Source organism: Streptomyces sp. NPDC038200 (genome assembly GCF_055600785.1).
In genome coordinates this window covers 1-24,745 of the sequence record NZ_JBVJYH010000015.1, presented here as the reverse complement: position 1 = coordinate 24,745, position 24,745 = coordinate 1, and the positions used below count along the sequence as shown (strand labels likewise).

General features: G+C 72.5%; 28 protein-coding genes. 21 read left to right on the top strand and 7 right to left on the bottom strand.

The features are described from left to right. Positions 1–12: 12 nt before the first annotated feature. A complete protein-coding gene (locus ACZ7KF_RS27170) occupies positions 13–480 on the bottom strand; it encodes an RDD family protein (RefSeq protein ID WP_471080200.1) in 468 nt (155 codons plus the stop codon). A gap of 210 nt (positions 481–690) precedes the next feature. Between ACZ7KF_RS27170 and glnA the strand changes: the two genes are divergently transcribed. From glnA to pspAB, 5 genes are all read left to right on the top strand, one after another. Further along, on the top strand, positions 691–2,100 hold the full coding sequence (gene glnA / locus ACZ7KF_RS27165; protein ID WP_471080197.1) for a type I glutamate--ammonia ligase: 1,410 nt from the start codon (positions 691–693) through the stop codon (positions 2,098–2,100). A 177-nt stretch (positions 2,101–2,277) separates the two neighbouring features. Continuing rightward, positions 2,278–3,267 (top strand): GlxA family transcriptional regulator, encoded by a 990-nt coding sequence (locus tag ACZ7KF_RS27160; RefSeq protein ID WP_471080195.1) that lies wholly within the window; start codon positions 2,278–2,280, stop codon positions 3,265–3,267. A 99-nt stretch (positions 3,268–3,366) separates the two neighbouring features. Then, positions 3,367–3,621 (top strand): SCO2583/SCO2584 N-terminal domain-containing protein, encoded by a 255-nt coding sequence (locus tag ACZ7KF_RS27155; protein WP_471080193.1) that lies wholly within the window; start codon positions 3,367–3,369, stop codon positions 3,619–3,621. Between the two features lie 229 nt (positions 3,622–3,850). Further along, positions 3,851–4,771: a zinc metalloprotease HtpX gene (gene htpX, locus ACZ7KF_RS27150; protein WP_471080190.1), complete on the top strand. Its 921-nt coding sequence runs from the start codon at positions 3,851–3,853 to the stop codon at positions 4,769–4,771. 3 nt (positions 4,772–4,774) lie between these two features. Continuing rightward, on the top strand, positions 4,775–5,359 hold the full coding sequence (pspAB, locus tag ACZ7KF_RS27145; protein ID WP_471080743.1) for a PspA-associated protein PspAB: 585 nt from the start codon (positions 4,775–4,777) through the stop codon (positions 5,357–5,359). 19 nt (positions 5,360–5,378) lie between these two features. Here pspAB and ACZ7KF_RS27140 read toward each other — a convergent pair whose 3' ends face one another. After that, positions 5,379–5,648 (bottom strand): hypothetical protein, encoded by a 270-nt coding sequence (locus ACZ7KF_RS27140; protein ID WP_471080188.1) that lies wholly within the window; start codon positions 5,646–5,648, stop codon positions 5,379–5,381. Positions 5,649–5,941: 293 nt separating this feature from the next. Between ACZ7KF_RS27140 and ACZ7KF_RS27135 the strand changes: the two genes are divergently transcribed. Next, on the top strand, positions 5,942–7,123 hold the full coding sequence (locus ACZ7KF_RS27135) for a winged helix DNA-binding domain-containing protein (protein WP_471080185.1): 1,182 nt from the start codon (positions 5,942–5,944) through the stop codon (positions 7,121–7,123). Positions 7,124–7,172: 49 nt separating this feature from the next. On the opposite strand, the gene ACZ7KF_RS27130 is transcribed toward ACZ7KF_RS27135, so the two are convergent. Then, entirely contained in the window at positions 7,173–7,487 is a 315-nt protein-coding gene (locus ACZ7KF_RS27130; protein WP_471080182.1) for a hypothetical protein, read from the bottom strand. Between the two features lie 219 nt (positions 7,488–7,706). On the opposite strand from ACZ7KF_RS27130, the gene ACZ7KF_RS27125 reads away from it, so the two are divergent. Next, complete coding sequence (locus ACZ7KF_RS27125; protein WP_471080179.1) at positions 7,707–8,075, top strand: arsenate reductase family protein; 369 nt, start codon at positions 7,707–7,709, stop codon at positions 8,073–8,075. Positions 8,076–8,194: 119 nt separating this feature from the next. Further along, positions 8,195–8,932, top strand: a complete 738-nt coding sequence (locus ACZ7KF_RS27120; protein ID WP_471080176.1) for a hypothetical protein — start codon at positions 8,195–8,197, stop codon at positions 8,930–8,932. Between the two features lie 3 nt (positions 8,933–8,935). Here ACZ7KF_RS27120 and ACZ7KF_RS27115 read toward each other — a convergent pair whose 3' ends face one another. Then, entirely contained in the window at positions 8,936–9,790 is an 855-nt protein-coding gene (locus tag ACZ7KF_RS27115; RefSeq protein ID WP_471080173.1) for an alpha/beta fold hydrolase, read from the bottom strand. A gap of 69 nt (positions 9,791–9,859) precedes the next feature. On the opposite strand from ACZ7KF_RS27115, the gene ACZ7KF_RS27110 reads away from it, so the two are divergent. The 8 genes from ACZ7KF_RS27110 to ACZ7KF_RS27075 all read left to right on the top strand — a co-directional run bounded on the left by ACZ7KF_RS27110 (position 9,860) and on the right by ACZ7KF_RS27075 (position 17,572). After that, positions 9,860–10,378, top strand: a complete 519-nt coding sequence (locus ACZ7KF_RS27110; RefSeq protein WP_471080170.1) for a MarR family winged helix-turn-helix transcriptional regulator — start codon at positions 9,860–9,862, stop codon at positions 10,376–10,378. Between the two features lie 135 nt (positions 10,379–10,513). Then, entirely contained in the window at positions 10,514–11,545 is a 1,032-nt protein-coding gene (gene glnII / locus ACZ7KF_RS27105) for a glutamine synthetase (protein ID WP_225822626.1), read from the top strand. Positions 11,546–12,020: 475 nt separating this feature from the next. Further along, positions 12,021–12,143: a hypothetical protein gene (locus tag ACZ7KF_RS27100; RefSeq protein ID WP_471080166.1), complete on the top strand. Its 123-nt coding sequence runs from the start codon at positions 12,021–12,023 to the stop codon at positions 12,141–12,143. Positions 12,144–12,262: 119 nt separating this feature from the next. Then, positions 12,263–12,838: a winged helix-turn-helix domain-containing protein gene (locus ACZ7KF_RS27095; protein WP_471080163.1), complete on the top strand. Its 576-nt coding sequence runs from the start codon at positions 12,263–12,265 to the stop codon at positions 12,836–12,838. 61 nt (positions 12,839–12,899) lie between these two features. Further along, the gene (locus ACZ7KF_RS27090; RefSeq protein ID WP_471080160.1) at positions 12,900–13,943 is read left to right on the top strand and encodes an NAD-dependent epimerase/dehydratase family protein; all 1,044 of its coding nucleotides are present in this window, start codon (positions 12,900–12,902) and stop codon (positions 13,941–13,943) included. Between the two features lie 32 nt (positions 13,944–13,975). Then, positions 13,976–15,253, top strand: coding sequence for a sensor histidine kinase (locus ACZ7KF_RS27085; RefSeq protein ID WP_471080157.1), 1,278 nt, complete (start codon positions 13,976–13,978; stop codon positions 15,251–15,253). Further along, the gene (locus tag ACZ7KF_RS27080; protein ID WP_471080154.1) at positions 15,238–15,891 is read left to right on the top strand and encodes a LuxR C-terminal-related transcriptional regulator; all 654 of its coding nucleotides are present in this window, start codon (positions 15,238–15,240) and stop codon (positions 15,889–15,891) included. The genes ACZ7KF_RS27085 and ACZ7KF_RS27080 overlap by 16 nt, the downstream gene beginning before the upstream one ends. 136 nt (positions 15,892–16,027) lie before the next feature. Further along, positions 16,028–17,572 carry a DUF1996 domain-containing protein gene (locus tag ACZ7KF_RS27075; protein WP_471080151.1) on the top strand — a complete coding sequence of 515 codons (1,545 nt, stop codon included), beginning with the start codon at positions 16,028–16,030 and terminating at the stop codon, positions 17,570–17,572. 99 nt (positions 17,573–17,671) lie between these two features. On the opposite strand, the gene ACZ7KF_RS27070 is transcribed toward ACZ7KF_RS27075, so the two are convergent. After that, positions 17,672–18,064: a hypothetical protein gene (locus ACZ7KF_RS27070; RefSeq protein WP_471080149.1), complete on the bottom strand. Its 393-nt coding sequence runs from the start codon at positions 18,062–18,064 to the stop codon at positions 17,672–17,674. Positions 18,065–18,161: 97 nt separating this feature from the next. Between ACZ7KF_RS27070 and ACZ7KF_RS27065 the strand changes: the two genes are divergently transcribed. The 5 genes from ACZ7KF_RS27065 to ACZ7KF_RS27045 all read left to right on the top strand — a co-directional run bounded on the left by ACZ7KF_RS27065 (position 18,162) and on the right by ACZ7KF_RS27045 (position 23,422). Continuing rightward, entirely contained in the window at positions 18,162–18,689 is a 528-nt protein-coding gene (locus ACZ7KF_RS27065; protein WP_471080740.1) for a tetratricopeptide repeat protein, read from the top strand. Between the two features lie 49 nt (positions 18,690–18,738). Next, positions 18,739–20,646 (top strand): hypothetical protein, encoded by a 1,908-nt coding sequence (locus ACZ7KF_RS27060; RefSeq protein ID WP_471080146.1) that lies wholly within the window; start codon positions 18,739–18,741, stop codon positions 20,644–20,646. A 74-nt stretch (positions 20,647–20,720) separates the two neighbouring features. Beyond that, positions 20,721–21,620, top strand: a complete 900-nt coding sequence (locus ACZ7KF_RS27055) for a metal-dependent hydrolase (protein WP_471080143.1) — start codon at positions 20,721–20,723, stop codon at positions 21,618–21,620. After that, positions 21,620–22,669: a PDR/VanB family oxidoreductase gene (locus tag ACZ7KF_RS27050; RefSeq protein WP_471080140.1), complete on the top strand. Its 1,050-nt coding sequence runs from the start codon at positions 21,620–21,622 to the stop codon at positions 22,667–22,669. Before ACZ7KF_RS27055 ends, ACZ7KF_RS27050 begins: the two co-directional genes overlap by 1 nt. Before the next feature lie 60 nt (positions 22,670–22,729). Then, entirely contained in the window at positions 22,730–23,422 is a 693-nt protein-coding gene (locus ACZ7KF_RS27045; protein WP_471080737.1) for a TetR/AcrR family transcriptional regulator, read from the top strand. Positions 23,423–23,473: 51 nt separating this feature from the next. On the opposite strand, the gene ACZ7KF_RS27040 is transcribed toward ACZ7KF_RS27045, so the two are convergent. Both ACZ7KF_RS27040 and ACZ7KF_RS27035 read right to left on the bottom strand, forming a co-directional pair. Further along, positions 23,474–23,839, bottom strand: coding sequence for a 5-carboxymethyl-2-hydroxymuconate Delta-isomerase (locus ACZ7KF_RS27040; protein WP_471080138.1), 366 nt, complete (start codon positions 23,837–23,839; stop codon positions 23,474–23,476). 32 nt (positions 23,840–23,871) lie between these two features. Further along, positions 23,872–24,745: alpha-1,6-glucosidase domain-containing protein (locus tag ACZ7KF_RS27035; RefSeq protein WP_471080135.1), on the bottom strand; the 874-nt coding region annotated here is incomplete at its 5' end.

The window sequence follows — 24,745 nt, the reverse complement described above, 5'->3', positions numbered from 1 at the left end:
TACGTCACGTGGTCAGACGCGGACCTCGACCGTCTTCGCGAGCCGGTCGTGCAGGCCGCGGCCGTCGCGGTCCCAGACCAGCGCGGGGATCGCGAGGCACAGCAGGACCGTGCGCAGCAGGGAGCGCCCGGGGCTGACCGTGCCGGTCTCCAGGGCCACGACCCGGATGCCGAAGAGGCGCTTGCCGGGGGTGAAGCCGACGGTGCCGAGGGTGAGGGCGCTCAGGGCGAAGAAGATGCCCAGCGCCCAGTTGCTCGTGGCCGGGCCATAGCCGTGGGTGATCAGGCCGTATGCGATCAGGACGCACAGCGCCCAGTCCACGGCGAGGGCGCCGAGCCGCCGTCCGGGCCGCGCGATCGAGTTCGGCCCCTCCTCCGGGAGACCGAGCTGCTCGCCGCGGTATCCGAAGTCGGCGCCCGCCTCCTCCATGGCCGCGCGGGGTCCGGAGAGCCACGATCCGATTGCCTGCCTGTTGTCCACGCGTCCACGGTACTGTGCCCGGTTTCGGGCACTACGCGCAGGGGTGTGTCGGGGCTACGGTGGACAGGTGGCCGGTTAACTTCTGCGAAACAAACGGGTCACGCCCGAGAAATCACCCGTCCCTAGGGTCGAGACCAGCGTGTGCCACCGCACTGGCAGCACGAACGATCTACCACCCCGGCGCGGACGGTCGGGAGTAGGAGGAGCTGGATGTTCCAGAACGCCGACGAGGCCAAGAAGTACATCGCGGACGAGGACGTCAAGTTCATCGACGTCCGCTTCTGCGACCTTCCGGGCGTCATGCAGCACTTCACGTTGCCCGCCGAGGCGTTCGACCCCGACGACGAGCAGGCCTTCGACGGGTCGTCGATCCGCGGTTTCCAGGCCATCCACGAGTCGGACATGGCCCTGCGTCCCGACCTGTCCACCGCGCGTGTCGACCCGTTCCGCCGGGACAAGACCCTCAACATCAACTTCTTCATCCACGACCCGATCACGGGCGAGCAGTACTCCCGTGACCCGCGCAACGTGGCGAAGAAGGCGGAGGCGTACCTGGCGTCGACCGGCATCGCCGACACCGCGTACTTCGGCCCCGAGGCCGAGTTCTACGTCTTCGACAGCGTGCGCTTCGCCACCTCGGCGAACGAGTCCTTCTACCACATCGACTCCGAGGCGGGCGCCTGGAACACCGGTGCGCTGGAGGACAACCGCGGGTACAAGGTCCGCTACAAGGGCGGCTACTTCCCGGTCCCGCCGGTCGACCACTTCGCCGACCTGCGCGCCGAGATCTCCCTGGAGCTGGCCAAGCAGGGCCTGAAGGTCGAGCGCCAGCACCACGAGGTGGGCACCGCCGGCCAGGCGGAGATCAACTACAAGTTCAACACGCTGCTCGCCGCCGCCGACGACCTCCAGCTCTTCAAGTACATCGTGAAGAACGTCGCCTGGCGCAACGGCAAGACCGCGACCTTCATGCCGAAGCCGATCTTCGGTGACAACGGCTCGGGCATGCACGTGCACCAGTCGCTGTGGACCAACGGCGACCCGCTGTTCTACGACGAGGCCGGTTACGCGGGCCTGTCGGACACCGCCCGCTACTACATCGGCGGCATCCTCAAGCACGCCCCGTCGCTGCTGGCCTTCACCAACCCGACGGTGAACTCGTACCACCGCCTGGTGCCGGGCTTCGAGGCGCCGATCAACCTGGTGTACTCGCAGCGCAACCGCTCCGCCGCGATGCGTATCCCGATCACCGGCTCGAACCCGAAGGCCAAGCGCGTCGAGTTCCGCGCCCCGGACTCCTCCGGCAACCCGTACCTGGCCTTCTCCGCCCTGCTCCTCGCGGGTCTGGACGGCATCAAGAACAAGATCGAGCCGGCCGAGCCGATCGACAAGGACCTGTACGAGCTGGCTCCCGAGGAGCACGCGAACGTCGCCCAGGTCCCGACCTCGCTGAACGCCGTCCTCGACGCCCTCGAGGCCGACCACGAGTTCCTCCTCCAGGGCGACGTGTTCACGTCCGACCTGATCGAGACGTGGATCGACTTCAAGCGCACCAACGAGATCGCCCCGCTCCAGCTGCGCCCGCACCCGCACGAGTTCGAGCTGTACTTCGACGTGTGACGGACGCCCCCCAGCGCCGCCGAGGCCCCGCCGCTCCCCGGAGCGGCGGGGCTTCGCCGTTGCGTCGTGCGGCGGCCGTGCCATGAGCCGCCCGCACGGCGGTATCGTCGTGCGACGTGCAGATCCGGACACGCGCCGGGCCGTCGGCTCGGGGGTGCCGGCCGAGGGGGGGATCACATGAGCGGCGTTCGGCGGTTCATCGTCATCATGCTGTTCGACGGCGTCGACCTGCTGGACGTCACCGGGCCGCCGGAGGTGTTCGCCCTGCTCCGGCGGGAGACCGACGACGAGACCGGGTACGAGGTGGCGCTGGCCGCCGAGACCATGGACCCGGTCACCACCGCCGCCGGGGTCCGCGTCCTGCCGGACCTGACGTTCGCGGAGGCGGCCGGGCGGGCCATCGACACCCTGCTGGTGCCCGGCTCGGTCGAGGTCGACGAGCAGCGCCGGGTGCACGCCCTGACCGAGCCGGCCGTCGTCGGCTGGGTCGGCACGCTCGCCGGCCGGAGCCGGCGCGTCGCCTCGGTGTGCGTGGGCGCCCACCTGCTCGCCGCGGCCGGTCTGCTCGACGGCCGGCGCGCCACCACGCACTGGTCGACGGCGCAGCAGCTCGCCGCCGACCATCCCGCGGTCGAGGTGGACGCCGACCCGATCTTCATCCGGGACGGCGGGGTGTGGACCGGCGCGGGCATCACCGCCTGTCTGGACCTGTCCCTGGCGCTCGTCTCCGAGGACTTCGGGGAGGCCGTCGCGCTGCGGGTCGCCCGCCAGTTGGTCATGTACCTGAAGCGGCCGAGCGGGCAGAGCCAGTTCAGCGTCCCCATCGAGCCCGTCTCCACCACCCGGCGGACGGCCGAGCTGCGCCACTTCGTCGCCGAGCGCATCGCCGAGCCGCTGACCATCGCCGACCTGGCCCGGCACGCCCACGTCAGCGAGCGCCAGCTCACCCGGATCTTCAAGACGGAACTCGGCATGACCCCGGCCGCCTATATCGAGGCGGCCCGCGTCGAGGTGGCCCGCAACCGGCTCGAGACCACGGACGACACCCTGGAACGCGTCGCGTCCGGCTGCGGCTTCGGCACGACCGACACCCTCATCCGGGCTTTCCGTCGCAAGCTCGACACGACACCCACCGAGTACCGGGCGCGTTTCCGCCACTCCGGCTGACCGGCTCCGGCCCCCGTGCAACCATTCCCGCTTCCCAGGATTCCTATTGTCGGGAGATCATCCCTCCCGACCGTGTCGGACGAGAGAGGTTGAACGGGGATGCCGGAACAGGACGACTGGGAGCACGAGTTCGATCACAGATGGGCGAACTCGGCCGAGCACAAGGAGCCCTCCGCCCGGGCCCGGATGCTCGCCGCCCGCTGGAAGGAGAACCCGCCGGAGCCGGCGCCCTTCCGCGCCGACCCGGACCCGGTGCCGCGCCGGTCGTCGTGGGTGTCGACGGCCGTGGTGCTCGGCTGCGTGGCCGCGGTGATCGTGCTGCTGGGGTACGCGCAGATGCGCTCGCCCTACTAGGGGCCGCTCGGCGGCGGCCACCGGGGACCGGGCGGGGAAGGCGACCGGTCGGGGCCGGAGGCCGCCGGGCCGCTGGACCGGGTCCGCGACCCGCCGGACCGCCGCGGCGCTCCGGTGACGACGTACCCGGAGCCTTTGCCGCTCCTGGGGCCGTTCGGAACCACCTCATGGGAATCGGCAGGTGCACACTGGACAGCGGGACGAGTGCCTGACTGCGGGGTGATGCAAGATGCAGAGCCGGTTCCGGAGCGATCGGCGGCTGACCGCGCGCATGGGTCTGACGCTGTTCCTGCTCGGACTGCTGTACGTGGGGTTCGTCGCCGCACTGATCGTGCTGCTGAAGTCCTGGCTGCTGGTCGTCGTCCTGATCGGGGCGATGTTCGTGGCGCAGTTCTGGTTCTCCGACCGGATCGCGATGTTCGCCATGCGCGGCCGGGTCGTGGAGCGGGAGGAGTATCCCGAGCTGCACGCCGTGGTGGACCGGCTGTGCGCGATCGCCGACCTGTCCAAGCCGGCGGTCGCCGTGTCCGAGATGGACATGCCGAACGCGTTCGCGACCGGGCGCAACGCCGATCACGCCGTGGTCTGCGTGACGACGGGGCTGCTGCGGCGGCTGGAGCCCGCGGAGCTGGAGGGCGTGCTCGCGCACGAGCTGTCGCACGTGGCGCACAAGGACGTCGCGGTGATCACGGTGGCGTCCTTCCTCGGGGTGGTCGCGGGCCTGGTCGTACGGTTCGCCTTCTACTCGCAGGTCTTCGGCGGCGGCCGCCGGGACCAGAACACCGCAGCCGTCTTCGCCGCCGTGCTGGGCGTCTCGGCGGCCGTGTACGCGATCAGCTTCCTGCTGATCCGAGCACTGTCCCGGTACCGGGAGCTGGCGGCCGACCGCGCGGCGGCGCATCTGACCGGCCGTCCCTCGGCGCTGGCGGCGGCGCTCACCAAGGTCTCCGGGGAGATCGCGCGGATCCCGACCAAGGACCTGCGCACGGCCCAGGCCTTCAACGCGTTCTACTTCACCCCGGCGACCGGCAAGGAGCCCGGCATCGAGCGGTTCTTCTCCACCCACCCGAGCCTGGAGCAGCGCCTCGCGCAGCTGGGCCGGATCTCGGAGGAGCTGGGCGAGGCCGCCACCCCGGGCAAGGCGGGCTGAGTGGTGGGGCTGCTGGACATCCTGCTGGGCCGTACGCGGCCGGTCGCGCCCGATCTCGACCAGCTGTTCGCCCTGCCGTCGGCTGCCGTGACGCTCCAGGTGGCGGCCGGCTTCACGCCGACCGGCGGCGGGGCGGTGTGCTTCGCCACGGTGGAGGGCGCGGCCTTCGAGCAGACGCACCGCGAGGTGCGGGCGCTGCTGGACGCGGACACCGACCGCACCGGCCCGCCGGTGGAGCTGTGCCGGGACGGGTACGGCTACTCCTGGCTGGTGTCCCGGCGCTCCCCCGACCAGCTGCCGCAGCTCGTCAACGACCTGCACGCGGTGAACAGCTCGCTGGAGATCAACGGCTTCGGCCCGCAATTGCTGTGCTCTTTGGCCGCGTTCACCGACGACCGCGGCCGGAAGCTGGCGCTCGTCTACCTCTACAAGCGCGGCACGTTCTATCCGTTCGCCCCGCTGCCCGGGGCCGCCGAGCGACGGGACACGGCGCTGGAGCTGCAGCTGAAGGCGGTGCTCGAGAACGATCTGCGGATCGAGCCGGACCTGGGCCGCTGGTTCCCGGTGTGGGGCGCCCCCGGCCTGTGACGGCCGGCGACGCCCCCGCTCACCGCGTCTTCTCCCGCTGCCTGCGGGTCTCGAAGGGCCGCTCACGACGGTAGCGGCGCTCCCACTTGGCCTGCCGGTCCCGGCGTTCCCGGTAGGCGCGGTAGCTGTCGGGCAGGGCGCCGGAGCCGGCCGGCGGGGTCGTACCGGGTGAGCCGCGTCCGAGCGTCGCGTACAGATACAGCAGCGCGACGGCGGCGAGCCACCAGAGATGGTCTCCGATTCCGAGGATCACCAGGACGAGGGTCCCGGTCGCGAGAATGCCACGCATGACGGACCTCCGTGGGGTGAGTGGGGTGCGGGAAGAGGCGGGTGTGCCGGTTTCGCCTCCGCTTGCTCAGCGTAGGGACGGGGTGACCGTCGGTGCATCCCGTTTTCGGGCCCGGCCGGCGGGCGCGTTCCGCGACCGCCCCGCCGGACGGGCGTCGCCGGAACACCGGCCTCCCTGCCGGACGGGCGGTCGCCAGGGGCCTCCCTGCCGGACGGGCGTCGCCGGAACAGGGGGCCGGTTGTCAGTGGCGTCGGCGAGGATGGCGACAGGACATCGTGAGGCAGGGGGCCGGCATGACGGTCGGACGGCGGCACATCGACGTGGCGGAGCGGCGGGCCCGGCTGGCCCTGCGGCACCGTCTGGCGGGCACGGCGCGGGCGGGGACCCCCGAGGAGGTCGCCGCCTCCCTGGTGGCCCTGCACGGCACGGACCCGGCGACGGTGCACCTGGCGGTGGCGGCCCGGCTGACCGACCCCGCGAAGGGGGTGCCGGAGACGGAGCGGGCGCTGTACGAGGACGGCACGCTGGTGCGGATGCACGGCATGCGGCACACGGTGTTCGTGTTCCCCGCGGAGCTGACGGCCGTCGTCCACGCCTCGACGGGCCTGGCGGTGGCCGCCCGCGAGCGCGCGAGCCTGCTGCGGGACATGGCGAGCGCGGGTGCCCCGGACGCGGCCTGGCTGGCGGAGGTCGAGGAGGCCACGCTCGCCGCGCTGGCCCGGCGCGGTCAGGCGACGGCGGCCGAGCTGGCGGCGGACGAGCCGCGCCTGCGCGAGCAGTTCGTGTACGCGGCCGGGAAGAGCTACGAGGGCGTGCACACGGTCTCGACGCGTCTGCTGCGCGTGCTGGGGGTGGAGGGCAAGGTGGTCCGGGGCCGGCCGCTCGGCTCCTGGACGTCCAGCCTGTTCCGCTGGGCGCCGGCACCGCCCCACCCCGAGCTGGACGTGACCGAGGCCCAGGCCGGCCTGCTGCGCCACTGGCTGCGGGCGTGCGGGCCGGCGACGGAGGCGGACCTGAAGTGGTGGACCGGCTGGCGGGTGACGGAGGTCCGCCGTGCGCTGTCCGCGATCGAGGCCCGGGAGGTCGCGCTGGACGAGGGCCCGGGGTACGTCGCCGACGGGGACACGGACCCGGTGGCGGCCCCCGGGGAGCCCTGGGCGGCGCTGCTGCCCGCGCTCGACCCGACGGCCATGGCCTGGCGGCAGCGTGACTGGTATCTGGATCCGGCGCTGCGCCCGCTGCTCTTCGACCGCAGCGGCAACGTGGGCCCGACGGTGTGGTGGAACGGCCGGGTGGTGGGCGGCTGGGCCCAGCGCGCGGACGGCGGGATCGTCTGGCGGATCCCGGAGGACGGCGTCCGCCGGGAGGCCGCGGACGCGGTCGCGGCGGAGGCCGAGCGGCTGGGCGACCGGCTGGGGTCGACCCGGATCACCCCGCGCTTCCGGACACCGCTGGAGCGGGAGCTGACCGTATGAGGGCGCCGGGTGCCCCGCCCGGGGCGGGGCACCCGGCGTCCCGGCTCGCTCAGCGCGAGTACCGCATCAGCGCCCGCACCATGTGGCAGGTGGTGTCGGACGGAGGACGCATCCCGATCCGCTCGGCCGTGTCGCGGATGGTGTCGTTCCGGGCCTGGTCCGGCAGATGGACCCCGGAGTCGAGAAGGGCTATGGCGAGGCGCATGGCCTTCAGGCGCCGGTTGTGCGAGACGTACCACTCGCGCGGCCGGCCGGCCGGCAGCGGTCGCTTCGCCACGGGCTCGTAGGGCGAGTCGAACAGCACGGGACGCTTGACGGTGGACTGGGTCGGCAACGGCTTCGGCTTCAGGGCGGCAGCGGGCACAGGCATCCTCCTGTCGCGGTCGGGCGGTCCCCGGGGCTCCGGCGACTTCCCTCGAACACTGCTTCCAGTCTACCGGCGGCCACTGACAATCGGGGGCTCCCGGGAGGAGGCAAAGTCGCAGGTGACCACAGAAATTGACGTGCTGTCACAGGCGAGGGCGAGGGGGCTGCCGAGGTGTCGTGAATTCGAACAGAACCGATGCCGAGTACCGTGTTCCGCATGGAGATCTGGATCAATCCGGCCTGCTCGAAGTGCCGCAGCGCGATCAGCCTGCTCGACGCCGAAGGGGCCGAGTACACCGTCCGCCGCTACCTGGAGGACGTGCCGAGCGAGGACGAGATCAGGGCCGTGCTCGACCGGCTGCACCTCGAACCGTGGGACATCACCCGCACCCAGGAGGCGGCCGCCAAGGAGCTGGGGCTGAAGGAGTGGCCGCGGGACGAGGGCGCCCGGGACCGGTGGATCGCCGCGCTCGCCGAGCACCCCAAGCTCATCCAGCGCCCGATCATCACGGCGGACGACGGAACGGCGCTGGTGGCCCGTACCGAGGAGGCCGTACGGGAGGCCATCTCCCACAACCAGAGCTGACGGTTCCTCACTTCTGCTGTGACGCAGGTTACTCAGGCGGCTCACGCGAGCGCTGAGCAACCCCGTTCGGTATCTCGTACATAGCGGCGTACGCTCCCCTACCTCTTCAGGAGGCGCGCATGTCGCGCAGGAGAACTCTCGGCACGAAGAAGAAGATCGCGCTGCTCGTCAGCGCCGCGGCGGTGGCGGGCGGCGGAGCCTTCGCCCTGGCGGCCACCTCGAACGCCGCGCAGAGCCCGCAGAACGCCAAGACGCTGTCGGCCGGGAACGCGACCGTCTGCCAGGGGCTGGCCACGGCCCACGGCAACAACGACAAGTTCATCGCGGACCAGAAGGCGAATCCGGACGCGCAGTCGGCGGCCCGGATCGCCAACCGCGAGGCGGTCATCAAACAGATCGAGGTCCAGCAGAAGGCCGCCGGATGCACCGTTGGGGAGTCGGCTCAGGACTCCCAGGGGGCGCAGAACGGCAACGCCGGCCAGCAGGGCGGCGCACAGCAGGGTGCCGGCCAGCAGGGTGCCGGCCAGCAGGCCGGGGGTGCCCAGCAGAGCGCCCAGCCTTCGCAGACCGGAGCCGCCGGAGCCGCCGGCGGCGATGCCGCGGCCTCCGGCCAGCAGGTGTGCAAGGGCTCCACCGTGACGCTCTCCGGCGAGGGCGGCGCCCCGGCCGCGTCCAGCAGCCAGTTCCCCGCGGGGACGACCCTGAAGGTCACCAACCTGGACAACAACAAGTCCACCACGGTGAAGGTCACCTCCGTCTCCGGCAGCTGCGTCCTGCTCAACAACGCCGCCTTCGAACAGGTCCGGGAACCGGGCAAGTTCCTCATCCGGCGCGCGGTCATCGAGAAGGTGGGGTGAGACTCAGGGAGCTGACAGGAAGTCCGTGAGGTGTCCGGTCAGAGCGGGCGGCGCGGCCTGCGGCAGCGCATGGTGGGAGACGTCCGGCAGTACGGCGGTCTTCGCGTGCGGCAGCAGCGCCCCGGCCCGTGCCACCACCTCACGGGGGTCATGGGTCCTGCTGTTCGCGGCCACGAGCAGCAGGACCGGCACCCGCAGGCCGCGCAGCGCGTCCGCTGCCGGGCGCGGGCCCGTCGCCGGCTTCCGGGACGGGAAGCCGGCGGCCGCCTCCTGGAGGCGGAGCCAGTCGGGATCCAGGGGCACGCCCCCGGTCTCCCACTCCAGGAAGGCGCGGACCCGGCGGGGCGTGGGCCGCACCAGCATCGGCAGGGCAGCCAGCAGGTACGCCGCCTTGAACCCGGCGAAGCACTGGGTCGGGTCCAGGAGGAACAGGCGGCGCACCCGGGCGGGCGCGCGCAGCGCGTGGTGCAGGGCGATCCAGGCGCCGTAGGAGTGCCCGCCGACGTCGGCCGCCTCGACACCGAGGCCGTCCAGTACGGCGTCCAGCCAGTCGGTCAGGTCGGCGACCGTACGGGGGTGACGGTCGCCGGCCGGGCTCCGTCCCGGGGCACCGGGCAGGTCGACGGCCAGCACCCGGCGCGTCCGGGAGAGGGCGGCGGTCTGGGCGTACCACGAGGCCGAGGTCGCCCCGCCGCCGCCCGGGAGCAGGAGCAGCGGGGGCGCGTCGCGCGGGCCGCAGGTGTTGATCCGGGTCTCACCGAAGGGCGTGGCGACCGTCAGCGCCGTCCGGTCCGCCGGCCACTTCGCCAGGACCGCGTCGTAGGCCGCGCGGAACGCGTCCTGGTCGTGTCCGTGCATGGCACCGCCCCCTTATTATCTCGCTCAGCAAGATATTCGCCGAGCGAGATGATAACCGGGAGGGTCCTCTTGTCCACCCCGTCCGGCCCCGCCCCGGGGCCCGAGCTGGAGATCGTCCACCTGCTGCGCGCCGTCGTCGTCGAACTCGGCCTGCACAGCGCCCGGTTCGCGCAGCTGCACGGCATGCACCCGACGGACGTGCGCGCCCTGATCGCGCTCATGGACGCCCGGCGCGCGGGTGAGGAGATGAGCCTCGGGCGGCTCGGGGGACTGCTCGGGCTCAACTCGGCGGGTACGACCGCGCTCGTCGACCGGCTGGAGCGGGCCGGGCACGTGCGCCGGGTGCGCGGGTCGCAGGACCGGCGGAAGGTCGTCGCGGAGGTCGAGGAGAGCGCCGTGGCACTGGGCTGGGCCTTCTTCGGGCCGCTGATCGAGCGGTCGGTGGAGTTGCTGCGCGGCTACGACGCCCCTCAGCGGGCCGCCGTCCGGGACTTCCTGGACGGCGTGCGGACAGCCGCCGCACAGGGGGCCGATACCGCGCCCGCCGACGACTCACAACGTGATCCGCGGCACAGAACCTCCAGGTAACACGGGGTTCACATACGAGCAATGACCGGGAAACGGCCCGTTGACAGGCTGCGCGGCAGATCGAGCGGCGCCCCAGTGCCGCAGCGCCGCAGCACCCGCAAGTGCGCCCGACCCACCCCGAAGGATGTGGCCCCCGTGACCTTCAAGGCTGAGTACATCTGGATCGACGGCACCGAGCCGACGGCCAAGCTCCGTTCCAAGACGAAGATCATCACGGGTGCACCGGCCGGTCTCGACGCGCTGCCGATCTGGGGCTTCGACGGATCCTCCACCAACCAGGCGGAGGGCCACTCCTCGGACCGCGTGCTCAAGCCGGTCTTCACCTGCCCGGACCCGATCCGCGGCGGCGACGACATCCTCGTGCTGTGCGAGGTCCTCGACATCGACATGACCCCGCACCGGTCCAACACGCGTGCCGCGCTGGCCGAGGTCGCCGAGCGGTTCGCCGCGCAGGAGCCGATCTTCGGCATCGAGCAGGAGTACACCTTCTTCGAGGGCACCCGTCCGCTCGGCTTCCCCGAGAACGGCTTCCCGGCCCCGCAGGGCGGCTACTACTGCGGTGTCGGCGCCGACGAGATCTTCGGCCGTGACATCGTCGAGGCCCACCTGGACAACTGCCTGAAGGCGGGTCTCGCCATCTCGGGCATCAACGCCGAGGTCATGCCCGGCCAGTGGGAGTTCCAGGTCGGCCCGGTCTCCCCGCTGGAGGTCTCCGACCACCTGTGGGTGGCCCGCTGGCTGCTGTACCGCACGGCCGAGGACTTCGGTGTCTCCGCGACCCTGGACCCGAAGCCGGTCAAGGGCGACTGGAACGGCGCGGGCGCGCACACCAACTTCTCCACCAAGGCCATGCGCGAGGGCTACGACGCGATCATCACCGCGTGCGAGGCGCTCGGCGAGGGCTCCAAGCCGCTGGACCACGTCAAGAACTACGGCGCCGGCATCGACGAGCGCCTGACGGGTCTGCACGAGACCGCCCCCTGGGACAAGTTCTCCTACGGCGTCTCCGACCGCGGTGCCTCGGTCCGCATCCCGTGGCAGGTCGAGAAGGACGGCAAGGGCTACATCGAGGACCGCCGCCCGAACGCCAACGTCGACCCCTACGTGGTGACCCGCCTGCTGGTGGACACCTGCTGCGCCGCGCTGGAGAAGGCCGGCCAGGTCTGACCCGTCCCGCTTCGCCCGAGGGGCGCCCGCTGTCACGGCGGGCGCCCCTCGCGCATATCGTGCGCCCCGCGGGGATCGAGGAGGGGCGGCCCGACCGGGGGGAGGCTCACGCACCTGTACGGACCGGCCGACGACATCCCCGCACCGCCGCGGGCGAGGGAGTCCACCGACGCCGGCGTGCGCGAGGAGGCCATGGACGAGCCGGTCTCCGCCCTGTGCCACCAGGGCGACGTCTACGACGCCTCCGCCCACGCCGTCCCCCACCTCGCCCGGCGAGCGCCGCGGTGACCCCCTGGCCGCCCCCCTGTCCGAGGAATGAGACGGCATTCCGGACACGGCGGAGCCCTCATCGTGCCCCTGACCAGCGCGGAAACCGGGGGGTCCGGGCGGATGCAACGTCAATTTCACGCCAAGGAAGCGTCCGAGCAGTGAGAGGAGGGTCCTGCCCGCCGCACGCCTCTGCTTCAATGGCCCCATGGCCGGCTTCCAGCAGATCACCGCGACGGGTCGTCACGACCTCGAGCCGTTCTGGCCTTCCCGCCAGCACCACGACTTCGACCGTGTGTGTTGCCGCGCGATGAACGCGCAGGCCCTCTAAAGCCGTACACCCCGGCCTTCGGCCAGCGCGAAACGACGTACGTCCTCCGGCGCGCCCGACCACGAATCGCGGCCGTCGTCCCACCCGGCGAACTCCTCGCGCGAAAGAGCTGACCTCTCATGGCGACCACTCGTCCCCTTTCCTCCGCTTCCTCCGCATCCACGCTCACCGCCCCCGGCCGGCACCGGCTGCGCGCCGTCGACCGCGACGAGACGGTGGACGTCGCGGACTTCCTGCCGCCGGGCGCCACGTGGCTGCCCGCGCCGCAGCACACCCTGCCCGCACTGCCCGGCCAGCCGCCGATGGTCGGCTACCTGGTGCTGGTCCCGGCCGACCAGCGGCCCCCGTTCGCCCCGGTCGCGGTCCCGGACCGGCCGGAGACCGAGGCGGAGTCCGGCCCCGAGCCGCTGGTGCGGATCGACTCCGTACAGCGCACCGCCAGCGTCGACGGCCGCGAACTCGACCTCACCTACCTGGAGTTCGAGCTGCTCGCCCACCTGGTGGCGCATCCGCACCGGGTGCACACCCGCGACCAGCTGGTCACCACGGTGTGGGGCTACGGCCATGTCGGCGACGGCCGCACCGTCGACGTGCACATCGCCCGGCTGCGCCGCAAGCTGGGCGCCCAGCACCGCCAGACCATCCAGACGGTGCGCCGGGTCGGCTACAAGTACACCCCGCCGACCGGCCGCTGACCCTTCTGCCCTCGGCAGAGTCCCGTGCCCCACGGGCCCCGGACCGGGCACGATCACCGGCATGAGACTTCTTGTGCTGGGCGGTACGGAGTTCGTGGGGCGGGCCGTGGTCGAGGCCGCGCTCGGGCGCGGCTGGGAGGTGACGGTCTTCCACCGGGGGCGGCACCGGTCCCCGGCCGGGGTGCGGGCGCTGCACGGCGACCGCACCGCGGCCGACGGCCTCGCCGCGCTGGCGGCGGACGGCGGCTCCTGGGACGCGGTGGTGGACACCTGGTCGGCCGCCCCGCGTGCCGTGCACGAGGCGGCCCGGTCGCTGCGCGGCCGGGCCGGACGGTACGTGTACGTCTCCAGCCGGTCGGTGTACGCCTGGCCCCCCGCGCCCGGCAGCGCGGAGGACGCCGCTCTGGTCGAGGGCGCCGCCGACGCCGGGGCGACGGAGTACGGGCGGGACAAGCGCGGTGGCGAACTGGCCGCCGTCGGGGCCTTCGGCGCGGCGGACTCGCTGCTGGTCCGGGCCGGGCTGATCCTCGGGCCGTACGAGAACGTCGGCCGGCTGCCCTGGTGGCTGACCCGGATCGCCCGCGGCGGCCCGGTCCTGGCTCCCGGCCCGCGCGAGCTGCCCCTTCAGTACATCGACGTGCGCGACCTCGCCGACTGGCTGCTCGGCGCGGTGGAGCGGGAGTTGAGCGGGCCGTACAACCTGGTGAGCCCGCCCGGCCACACCACCATGGGCGAGCTGCTGCAGGCGTGCCTGCACGCCACCGGCGCGGACGCGGAGCTGCGCTGGACCGACCCGCGGGTGATCCTGGACGCCGGGATCGAGCCGTGGACCGAGCTGCCGGTGTGGGTGCCGCCGGGCGGCGAGATGTACGACGCGCTGCACCGCGCGGACGTGTCCCGGGCGCTCGCGACCGGGCTGAGGTGCCGGCCCGCGGGCGAGACGGTCGCGGACACCTGGCGGTGGCTGACCGAGATCGGCGGCCGGGCACCCCAGCGGCCGGACCGCACCCACAAGGGTCTCTCCCCCGAGGCGGAGGCGAAGGTCCTGGCCGGGGCCGGGGGTGTACCTGGCACCACCCTCCGGGAGGGGCCCTCGGACGACTGACCCGGCCCGCGGCCGTCGGCGAGACTGACGGCATGAACACCGACCAGAAGAGAGACGACTTCCGCATCGTGGCCAGGGAGGCGCTGCTGGCCGCCGTGCAGGGGCTGGTGCTGGCCATCGTGGTGCTGCCGTGCGGCGTGGCGTTCCTCGTCCTGACCCTCGTCTCCCTCGCGCTCGTCCCGCTCGGCATCGGGCTCCTCACCACTCCGGCGATCCTCACCGGCGTACGGGCCCTGGCGGACGCCCGCAGGAGGCTGGCGGCGCAGTGGTGCGGGATCCGCATCCCGGCGGCGTACCAGCCGCCGCCGCAGGGCGCCACCCCCTGGACGCGGACGCTCGCCCTGCTCCGGGACCCGCAGGTGCGGCGGGACGTGCTCTGGCTGCCGGTGGACATGACCGCGGGCTTCGTCACCGCGCTGGTGCCGGCCGTGCTGGTGTTCTTCCCGGTCGAGGGGTTCCTGCTGGCGGCCGGGCTGTGGCGGGCGTACGTGCGCGGTCCGGGCGACACCTACTGGTACGCCTTCGTGCCGGTGACCGGCCAGGCGAGCGCCTTCGGCGCGGCCGCGCTCGCCGCCGTGGTCCTCGCCGTCGGCTGGCGCCGCACCCCGGCCCTGCTGACCGCGCACTTCCGGCTCACCCGGGCCGTGAACGGCGCCCCCGACGGCGCGCTCACCGAGCGGGTCCGGGTACTGACCGAGACCCGGCGTGACGCCGTGGACACCTCCGCCGCCGAGCTGCGCCGCATCGAACGGGACCTGCACGACGGCGCCCAGGCCCGGCTGGTCGCCATGGGCATGGACCTCGGCACCATCGAGATGCTGGTCGAACGGGACCCGGCGCAGGCGAAGAAGCTGATCGCCCAGGCCCGCCGGAACTCCGCGGAGGCCCTGGACGAACTGCGCGACCTGGTGCGCGGCATCCATCCGCCGGTCCTCGCCGAACGCGGGCTGGGCGACGCCGTACGGGCGCTGGCGCTCCGGCTCCCCCTGGCCACGGAGGTCACCGTGGAGCTGCCCGGCCGCGCGGACGCGCCCGTCGAGTCGGCCGGCTACTTCGCGGTCAACGAGCTGCTCACCAACGCCGTCAAGCACTCCGGCGCCGACCGGATCTGGGTCGACGTGCACCACACCGACGGCCGGCTGCGGATCACCGTCACCGACAACGGCCAGGGTGGCGCGGTGATCGGGGCCGGCTCCGGGCTCACCGGGGTCGAACGCCGACTCGGTACATTCGACGGAGTCCTGGCCGTCAGCAGCCCCGCCGGCGGTCCCACCATGGTGACCATGGAGATCCCGTGCGTGTTGTCCTAGCCGAAGACCTCTTCCTGCTGCGCGACGGGCTGGTGCGGATGCTGGAGGCCTTCGGCTTCGAGATCGCGGCGGCCGTCGAGACCGGTCCCGAACTCACCCGGGCCCTGGCGGAGCTGGCACCGGACGTCGCCGTGGTCGACGTCCGGCTGCCGCCGACACACACCGACGAGGGCCTGCAGTGCGCGCTCGCGGCCCGCAAGGCGCGGCCCGGACTGCCGGTGCTGGTGCTCTCCCAGCACGTGGAGCAGCTGTACGCGCGCGAGCTGCTCGCCGACGGCAACGGCGGGATCGGCTATCTGCTGAAGGACCGGGTGTTCGACGCGGAGCAGTTCGTGGACGCCGTACGACGGGTGGCGGCGGGCGGTACGGCAATGGATCCGCAGGTCATCCAGCAGCTGCTGTCCCGGCGGTCGGCCGGTGACCGGCCGCTCGGCCAACTCACCCCGCGCGAGCGGGAGGTGCTGGAGCTGATGGCGCAGGGCCGCTCCAACGCGGGTATCGCGGCGCAGCTGGTGGTGACGGAACGGGCGATCGCCAAACACACCTCCAACATCTTCACCAAACTCGGCCTGGAGGTGTCGGACGACGACAACCGGCGCGTCCTGGCGGTGATCGCCTATCTGGACCGGGATCGCTGACCTGCCAACTCCCGTGTTTCTGCGGAGAATTTGTGGGACCGGTGAACACCTCTGGGGCGGCGTCCGTATGGAAGGACGCCGCTTCACTCCTGTCGGGCGCCTCGATGCTGCCCCGCAAGGAAGTCAGAGGAGTTCCATGGGACGCAACACACGAAAACGCCGTACGCCGCTGGCCACCAAGGCCATAGCCGCATCGGCGGCCCTAGCGCTCGGTGGGGGCGGGCTGATCTGGGCGAACTTCTACGCCTCGGCGCACGAGTCGAGCAACCAGTCGTGGGGAGGCAACCAGACCAAGGCCTCGACGGCGCAGGCCGCGACCATCTCCTGCCCGGACGTCGGCCAGAAGCTGACGAACGTGCCCAACGCGGCCCGTCAGGGCGTGGCGACGGAGCTGGCGAACCTCGACAAGCAGATCACCGAGGCCTACGCCCGGCTCGCCTCCACCCGGCAGTCGCAGACCAACGATCCGAGCTTCGTGCAGAACGCGATCGTCGGGCCGCTCAAGGAGAAGCGGGCCGCGACGATCGACCGGATCCGGATCGACATCCAGCGGGTCGGCGGTTCCTTCGACAACGCGCTGAAGCAGCTCGCCGCCTGCACGACGCAGACCGCCAACCAGACGACCGCCGGCGGGCAGCAGCAGAACGGCGGCCAGCAACAGCAGAACGGCGGGCAGCAACAGAACGGCGGCCAGCAACAGCAGAACGGCGGGCAGCAGCAGGGCAACGCCGGTCAGCAGCAGAACGTCGGCGGACAGGCCGGCAACGGCCCGGCCGCGGCCGACTTCGTGGACATCACCAAGGTCGCGCCGAACGTCCAGGGCAAGCCGCGCCGTCTCAACAACGCGTCGACGGGCACGTTCACCACACGCTGCGGTGTGAACGCCAACAAGAACTTCAACACCGACAACGTGATCGTGGCGCCCGGTGTCACCAACGGCGCGCACCACCTGCACGACTACGTCGGCAACCAGAAGGTCAACGCGTTCTCCAGCAACAACACGTTCCTGCAGGCGGGCACCAGCTGCCAGAACCGCAGCGACCTGTCGTCGTACTACTGGCCGGTGGTCCGCATCCAGGACGGCACCCAGGACTTCGACCAGAACCGGGACGGCGGTGGCAAGGAAGGCAACGTCGGCAAGATCCTGACCCCGGTCCAGGCGCAGATCAAGTACGTCGGCAGCCCGGCGAGCAAGGTCGTCGCGATGCCGCAGTTCCTGCGCATCATCACCGGTGACGCCAAGACCACCACCAACGGTCTGGCCAACGCCAACGCGCACTGGAGCTGCACCGGGTTCGAGAACAAGGTCCAGCTGACACAGCAGTACCCGATCTGCCCGCAGGGCAGCAAGGTGGTGCGTTCGTTCGCCTTCCAGAGCTGCTGGGACGGCCAGAACGTCGACAGCGCCAACCACCGTACGCATGTCGCCTTCGCCGATCCGGCGAGCGGTGTCTGCCCGAACGGTTTCAAGGCGATCCCGCAACTGACCATGCGGCTCGTCTACAACATCAACCCGCCGACCGTGCAGAACGGCCAGGTGAAGAACGCCTACGCGGTGGACGGGTTCCCGGAGCAGTTGCACAAGGCGGCCACGGACCACGACGACTTCATCAGCGTCACGAAGAACGGTCTGGCCAACAAGATCGCCAACTGCCTCAACCGCGGGCAGAACTGCGCGTGACCCCGTGACGGGCGCCTGATCCCCGGACGGGCGCACGTCAGAAGGCCGGTGACGATTCCCCCCTCCCGTCACCGGCCTTCGTCGTGCGCGCGGGCCGCGTCAGCCGGCGTGCGCGTGGTGGTCGGTGCCGTTCTCCAGATCCCCGCCGAGCGTGCCGCGCAGCGCCTTGACCACTCCGTCCTCGCCGACGGCGACCCACTTGCGGCCGACCAGGTAGTGGCCGCCGTAGTCCTTGGCATCGTTGATCCACTCGCGCTGGCCACGGTCGGTGGCGAAGGTCGCGAGGATGAACTTCCCCTCGCCGTTGCGGCAGATGGCCTGGCGGATCTCGTCGGCGTCGGTCTGCAGGTTCGGCTTGCACTTCACCTCGGCGGCCAGACGCTCCAGGCTGCCGGTCGCGGTGGGCGGCACCGGGTCGGCGTCCCCGCCCGAGCCGCAGCCCGCCAGCGTCAGTACGGCCGCGGCGCCGAGCAGCAGTCCTGTCAACCTCATCTGTTCCTCCGGTCCTGATGTGCCAAGCATGCCCCAGCCCCTTCGGATACGGCTCCCGCGCGCGGTGCGCTCAAATCCGCTGTCCGCGCCCGTACGGATGTGCGAGGGTGACCCGGTGAACCAGAGCTGGGAAGATCGCGTGGCCGCCGCCTGGGCCTCCTTCGACGACTATCCGGAAGAGCGCGCGCACGAGTTCCGCGCGCTGATCGACACCCTCGTCGCCGAGCTGCCGGACGGCAGCCCGCTGGGCCCGTTCGAGCGGGCCTGCGCCTGGGACTCGACCGGGCACTCGGACCGGGCGGTGCCGCTCTACCGGGAGGCGCTGGCGAGCGGCCTGGGCGAGGCGAGCCCGTACAAGGGGCGCCGGGCCAAGATCCAGCTGTCCAGCTCGCTCCGGAACATCGGCGAGGCGGAGGAGGGCGTCAAGCTCCTCACGCCCGAACTGGACGCGCCCTCGGACGAGTTGGACGACGCGGTACGGGCGTGTCTCGCCCTGTGCCTGTCCTCTCTCGGCCGGGACCGCGAGGGCCTGTCCCTCGTGCTCGGCGCGCTGGCCCCCCATCTGCCGCGCTACCAGCGGTCGATGGCCAACTACGCGCGCGCCCTGGTCGAGCCGGAGGTGTGAATCACTCGTCCGGGGGTGACCAACCCCCGGCCGGCTCGTTCTCCCGGACGTGCAGTCACAGGATGTAGCCCAGCGTCACGCGCCCGCCTCCGGCCCGGTCGACGTCGAGCAGGCCGAGGCCGCGCTCGTCGAGCACTACCCCCGGCTGGTCCGGCTCGCCTACCTCGTGCTGCCACCGGGGCTCGGCCGGGGCCGCCGCGTGCTGACCGCACACGCCCTCGTCCAGCGCTCCGCGCCCCGGGGCCGCAAGCAGCCGTCCGTGCTCCCGGCCCAGGCGTCGGGCCCGGAGAGCGACCCCGGGTACGCCTGGCTGCGCGAGCGGATCCTGCGGGCGGCCCTGGAGGCGGCCCGCCCCCGCACCGGTCTGCCGCGCCTCTCCCAGCTCCCGCCGCTGCTCCCCCAGGTGTGGGGTCTGCGGCTGTTCCCGCGTTCCGGCGGTGCCGACGAACTCGCCCTGGACCAGCGGCTGTCCGCCCTGTCCGGCCCGGCCCGTGCCGCCTACGTGCTGCGCGGCCTGGAGCAACTGCCCGACCCCGACGTCCACGAGATCCTCCGGGCCGCCGGGGTGGCCGACCCCGGGGGTGCGCTGGCCTCGGCGAACAGCGTGCCCGCCCAGCCGGCGCTGCTCGCCTCCCCCGAGTTCGACCCCTGCTCGCTGCAGGCCCGGCCCACCGATCTGACGCGCCGCCGCCAGCACACCAAGGCCGCCCTCGCCGCCGCCGCCGCGCTCGCGGTGTGCGGTGTGCTGGTCGCCCTGCCGGGCGGCGGCTGGGGCCCCGACGGCGCCGCCGCGCCCGTCTACGCCGAGAACCCGGCGGCCGAGGCCGCCCTCGACCCCGGGAAACTGACCCGGGTCTCCCCCACGGCCTGGCGGACCTCGGCCCGTACCGACTTCTCGGTGTGGCCCGCGCGCGGCCCGCTCACCGGTGACCGGGCCCTGCTGCGGCGCGCCCTCGCCGTCTGGGCCCGCCCCGGGTCGACGGTCCGCGTCTCGGCGACGCCCGGCACCCCGACCGGCGGCCCGGCAGGCCCGCCCCAGCTGCTGTACGCGGGCGAGGTCGACGCCGCCCGCGTGGTGATCCTCCACGACGGCCTGCGCCTCGTCCGCTACGCCGAACCGAAGGACGGCACCCGGGGCGCGGCCCTGGACTTCGCCCGGGTCGACGGCGCGACGGACGCCACGGCGAGCGCGCTGGTCCTGGGCCGCGCCGACAGCAACGTCCGCTATCTGATCGCCCCGTGGGTGACCAAGGCGGCCCAGCGGGACCTCGCGAAGCCGGACTCGGCCGCGACACCGGTCCCGCTCGCCGACGGCGTCACCGCGCCACTGGCCAGCCGGGCCATGCAGCCCGGCACCTGCACCTCGTGGACCGTGCTCCAGCTGACCGACGCCTCCGGCACCCGGCTCGCGACCGACCTGGGCGAGCTGGTCCCGGCCCGTCTCACGGCCGGCCGGCCGGGGGCGCCGGAGGAGGCGTCCGGCGCGGAGGCACTGCGCACCTGGGCGCCGTTCGCCTGCTCCCTGGCGGCCGAGCGCTCCGCGGGCGTGCGGAGCGTCAACGCCTGGGCCTACGCCGAGCAGCCGCTGCCCGACGGCAGCGGGTCCGGCACGTGGGTGTGCACCCGGGCGGACACCTGGCGCGGCGACGGCACGCTGGCGATGGCCCAGTTCCGTACGCCGGACCGGGCAGCGGGGACGGCCGTCGCCAGGGCCACGGACGTGCCGGCCTGCGGGCCGCGCGATCCGCAGGTGCTGGCCGGGGTGCTGTGGAAGTCGGCGGCCGGGACCTGGTACCTGCTGGCGGCGGGCGGCGAGGACACGGCCTCGGTCCGGGCGACCGGCGGGGTCACCGCGTCGGGGCAGGGGCCGCTGCTGGCCGTCGAGGCGAAGCAGGGCGCGCAGGCCGACCTGAAGGGCACCCTGACGGACGGGCGGCGGATCAGCGGGCTTCACTAGCGCTGTTGACACCAGTGTAAACAAGGTGCGTCACGGGGCTTCTCAGGCGCCCTACCCGCCAGTACATTGACGCCATGTCTCACACGCAGCCTCGGCCGGTGGAATCCGAGCGGACAGCGCTCAAGGCCCGCAACGTGTCCTTCTCGTGGGAGGACACGCCGCTGCACTGGGTGCCCGGCGACCCGTTCACCACGCACACCATCAATGTGCTGCACCTGCTGCTGCCCGCCGGTGAACGGTGGTTCGTGCAGGTGTACAAGCAGGCGCTGCCCCTGATCAAGGACGACCGGCTGCGGGAGGACGTCGTCGGGTTCATCGGGCAGGAGGCCATGCACTCCCAGGCCCACGACGAGGTGCTGCCGCACCTGCGCGAGCAGGGGCTGGACCCCACCCCCTACACCGCGCAGGTCGACTGGTTCTTCGAGAAGCTGCTCGGCGACCGCACGCTGCCGCCGGGCCGGGCCCGCCGCTGGTGGCTGCTGGAGCGGGTGGCCATCATCGCGGCCATCGAGCACTACACCGCCTTCCTCGGCGACTGGGTGCTCAACGCCACCGAGCTGGACCGGCGCGGCGCCGACCCCACCATGCTGGATCTGCTGCGCTGGCACGGCGCCGAGGAGGTCGAGCACCGGTCGGTGGCCTTCGATCTGTTCCTGCACGTGGACGGCGGCTACCGGCGCCGGGTGCGCACCTGGGCGACGGCCTTCTCGGCACTGGTGTTCCTGTGGCAGCGCGGGATCCGCTTCTTCCTGGCGAACGATCCGACCCTCACCGACGCCAAGGCGTCCTTCAAGGACTTCCATCTGCGCGGCCGGCAGGGCACCCTGCCCGCCACCGGCGACATGCTCAGGTCCGTCCCCCGCTATCTCGGCCGCGGCTACCACCCGTCCCAGGACTGCTCCACCGCCCAGGCCGTGGCCTATCTGGCCGCCTCCCCCGCCGCGCTCGCCGCCGAGAAGCGGGAGGCCGCGTGATGCCGAAGCTGCGTACCGTCGCGCTCGTCGCGGGCGCCGCCCTGCTCACCCGGCGGGCCCTGCGCCGCCGGGTCCAGGGCTCGCCGCTGTGGCCGCTGCCCGCCCTGGACCCCCCGATCTCCGGCCGGCCGCGCTCGCGGGCCTGGAAGCTGCTGCTCACCGCCCACGAGACGATCGCCGACGGGGTCGTACGGCTCCGCCTGGAAGGCCCGGACCTGCCGCGCTGGGAGCCGGGGGCCCATCTCGACCTGGTGCTGCCGTCGGGGCTCGTGCGGCAGTACTCGCTGTGCGGCGACCCGGAGGACTCCTCCTCCTACACGGTGGCCGCCCGGCTGGTCGAGGACGGCCGGGGCGGCTCCCGCGAGGTGCACGAGCAGCTCACCGAGGGCATGGAGCTGGAGGTGCGCGGTCCCCGCAACCGCTTCCCGCTGGTCGACGCGCCCGCCTACGTCTTCGTCGCCGGCGGCATCGGCATCACCCCGATCCTGCCGATGCTGCGGTCCCTGCCGGACGGCACCGAGTGGCGGCTGTTGTACGGCGGGCGGACGCGCGCGTCGATGCCGTTCCTGGAGGAGGTGCGCGAGCTCGCCGGGGACCGGCTGACGGTGGTCGCCGAGGACGAGGACGGCCGGCCGGATCTGGCCGCCCTGTTCGCGGACCCGGCCGAGGGCACGGCCGTGTACTGCTGCGGCCCGGAGGGGCTGATGGCGGCGGTGGAGGAGGCGCTGCCCGAGGGGGCGGCCCTGCACCTGGAGCGGTTCGCGCCGCGCGCCGGTGCCGACGGCGACACGGAGTTCGAGCTGGAACTGCGGCGCAGCGGGCGGATCTTGTCGGTTCCTCCCGACTCGACGGTCCTGGCCGCCGTACGCCGTGCGCTGCCCGACCTCGCCTACTCCTGCGAGCAGGGATTCTGCGGCACCTGCCAACAGCGGGTGCTGGAAGGCGAGATCGACCACCGGGACGAGCTGCTGACGGACGCGGAACGGCGTGACTCGATGCTGATCTGCGTGTCCCGGGCCCGGAGCGATCGTCTGGTGCTCGACCTGTGAACACAAGCGGCCGAATTCGATCGGTAAGGTGTTCGCATGAGTATCGGGGTTCGCCGCAGGATGGGCGTCGAAGAGCGTCGGCAGCAGCTGATCGGGGTCGCGCTCGACCTGTTCAGCCGACGCTCGCCCGATGAGGTCTCCATCGACGAGATAGCCGCGGCGGCGGGCATCTCACGCCCGCTCGTCTACCACTACTTCCCGGGCAAACTCAGCCTGTACGAGGCCGCGTTGAAGCGTGCGGCGGAAGAGCTGGCGGGCCGTTTCACCGAGCCGCACGAGGGGCCGCTGGGCGCCCGGCTGCTGCGCGTGATGCGCCGCTACTTCGACTTCGTGGACGATCACGGTCCCGGCTTCTCGGCCCTGATGCGCGGCGGACCGGCGGTACCCGCGGACGGCATCGGCGCGAAGGAGCACGTCTCGGCCACCCACGCGCTCATCGACTCCGTACGGCAGGCCGCGTACGAGCAGATGCTGTCGCACCTGGGGGTGACCGTGGCGTCGCCGCGTCTGGAGCTGGTGATCCGCTCGTGGATCTCGCTCGCCGAGTCGACGGCCCTGATGTGGCTGGACGGCCGGCGGGTGCCCCGCGCCGAGCTGGAGCTGCAGCTCGTCCACGACTTCGCCGCGCTGGCCGCCGTCAGCGCCGCCTACGACGCGGACATGGCCGCTCTGCTGCGCACGATGGTGAAGGACGAGCCGGCCGACGGCCCCTTCGCGGAGCTGGTCGGCCGGCTGATCTCCCTCGGTTCCTGAACGCCCCCGGCATTCCCGGGTGCCCCGCCCCCGGGGCTTCCCGGGTGTCCGCTAGCGGTCGAACTTCCGGTACGACGGGTCGAGGTCGCGGACCTCGGCGGAGGCGTGCAGGGTGAAGTCCCCCTCCGCCACGTGCCGGCGCAGCAGTTCCAGCACGGCCTCCGTGAGCTGTGCCTTCGTCTCGGGGCTGCGGCCGGCGAGGAGCCCGACGGTCACGTGCACGACGGCGTGCGCGTGTTCCGCCGGGTCCTCGTAGCCGAACGCGGTGTACGCACCGTTGGGCCGGAACAGCGTCTTGCATGCCTCCGGCTTGGCTGCCGCGATCTCGACGGTCGCCTCGTGCAGCGCCCGCGCGAAGCCCAGGCGGTCGAAGGCGGTCTCCATGTGGTCGGAATAGTCGACGGTGATCTGCGGCATGCGCACTCCTGTTCTACGGCAACGGCCTCACCCTAGTTCTTCGCCCGGGAGAACACGGCCACGGTCCGCGCCGGGACGGTGAACGTGCCCGAGCCGGCCGCGTAGGCGGAGGTCTTCACCACCGCGTCCGCGCCCGCCGCCTGCACCGGGTGCAGGTGGTAGCGGGTACCGGCGAGGCCGCCGATGCGCTGCTCCTGCCGCTGCGGGGTGGCGTTGAGGACCACGACGAGGTCGCCCAGCTTCATGGTGATCACGCCCGGCGTCTCGTCCTGCCCGGACAGCGGGAAGGACAGCCGCTCCTGGACCTGTGCCGCCGTACCGAGGGAGAACGCCTTCTCGGTCGTGCGGATCTTCAGCAGGTCCCGGTAGGCGGCCGAGGCGCCGGTGATCTGCGGGCAGCCGACCTCGACCGTGCGCAGCAGCGGCCTGGCGTAGTCCCACTTGGAGCGGTTGTCGGCCGCCGGGGGCAGCCCGCGGCCGAAGCCGTTGCCGTCGGCGCAGTTCCAGTGGATGGCGTTGAACCAGTCCCCGCTGTCGAAGGAGTTGCGGTCCAGGGACTTCGAGCGCAGCAGGTCGGTGCCCGCCTGGGAGAGGGCCGGGCCCTGCGAGAGGGCGGCGGTGGCCATCGCCAGGACCTGCATCCGGGCCCGGTCGGCGGCGGACGTCTTCTTCGGCAGCTTGTACGTCAGTGCGTCGAACAGCGACTCGTTGTCGTGCGCGTCGACGTAGGCGAGGGCGTCGCCGGGCGCGTCCGCGTAGCCGGCGGGGGCGCCGTTGTAGTCGACCTCGGCGCCCGTCACCTGCTTGCCGCCGGTGTCCGTGAAGCGGTACTTGGCGAGGTTCCCGGTCAGGCCGACCTTGATCAGGTCCTGGTAGTGCAGCAGCCGGGCCTTCTGCTCGGCCTGC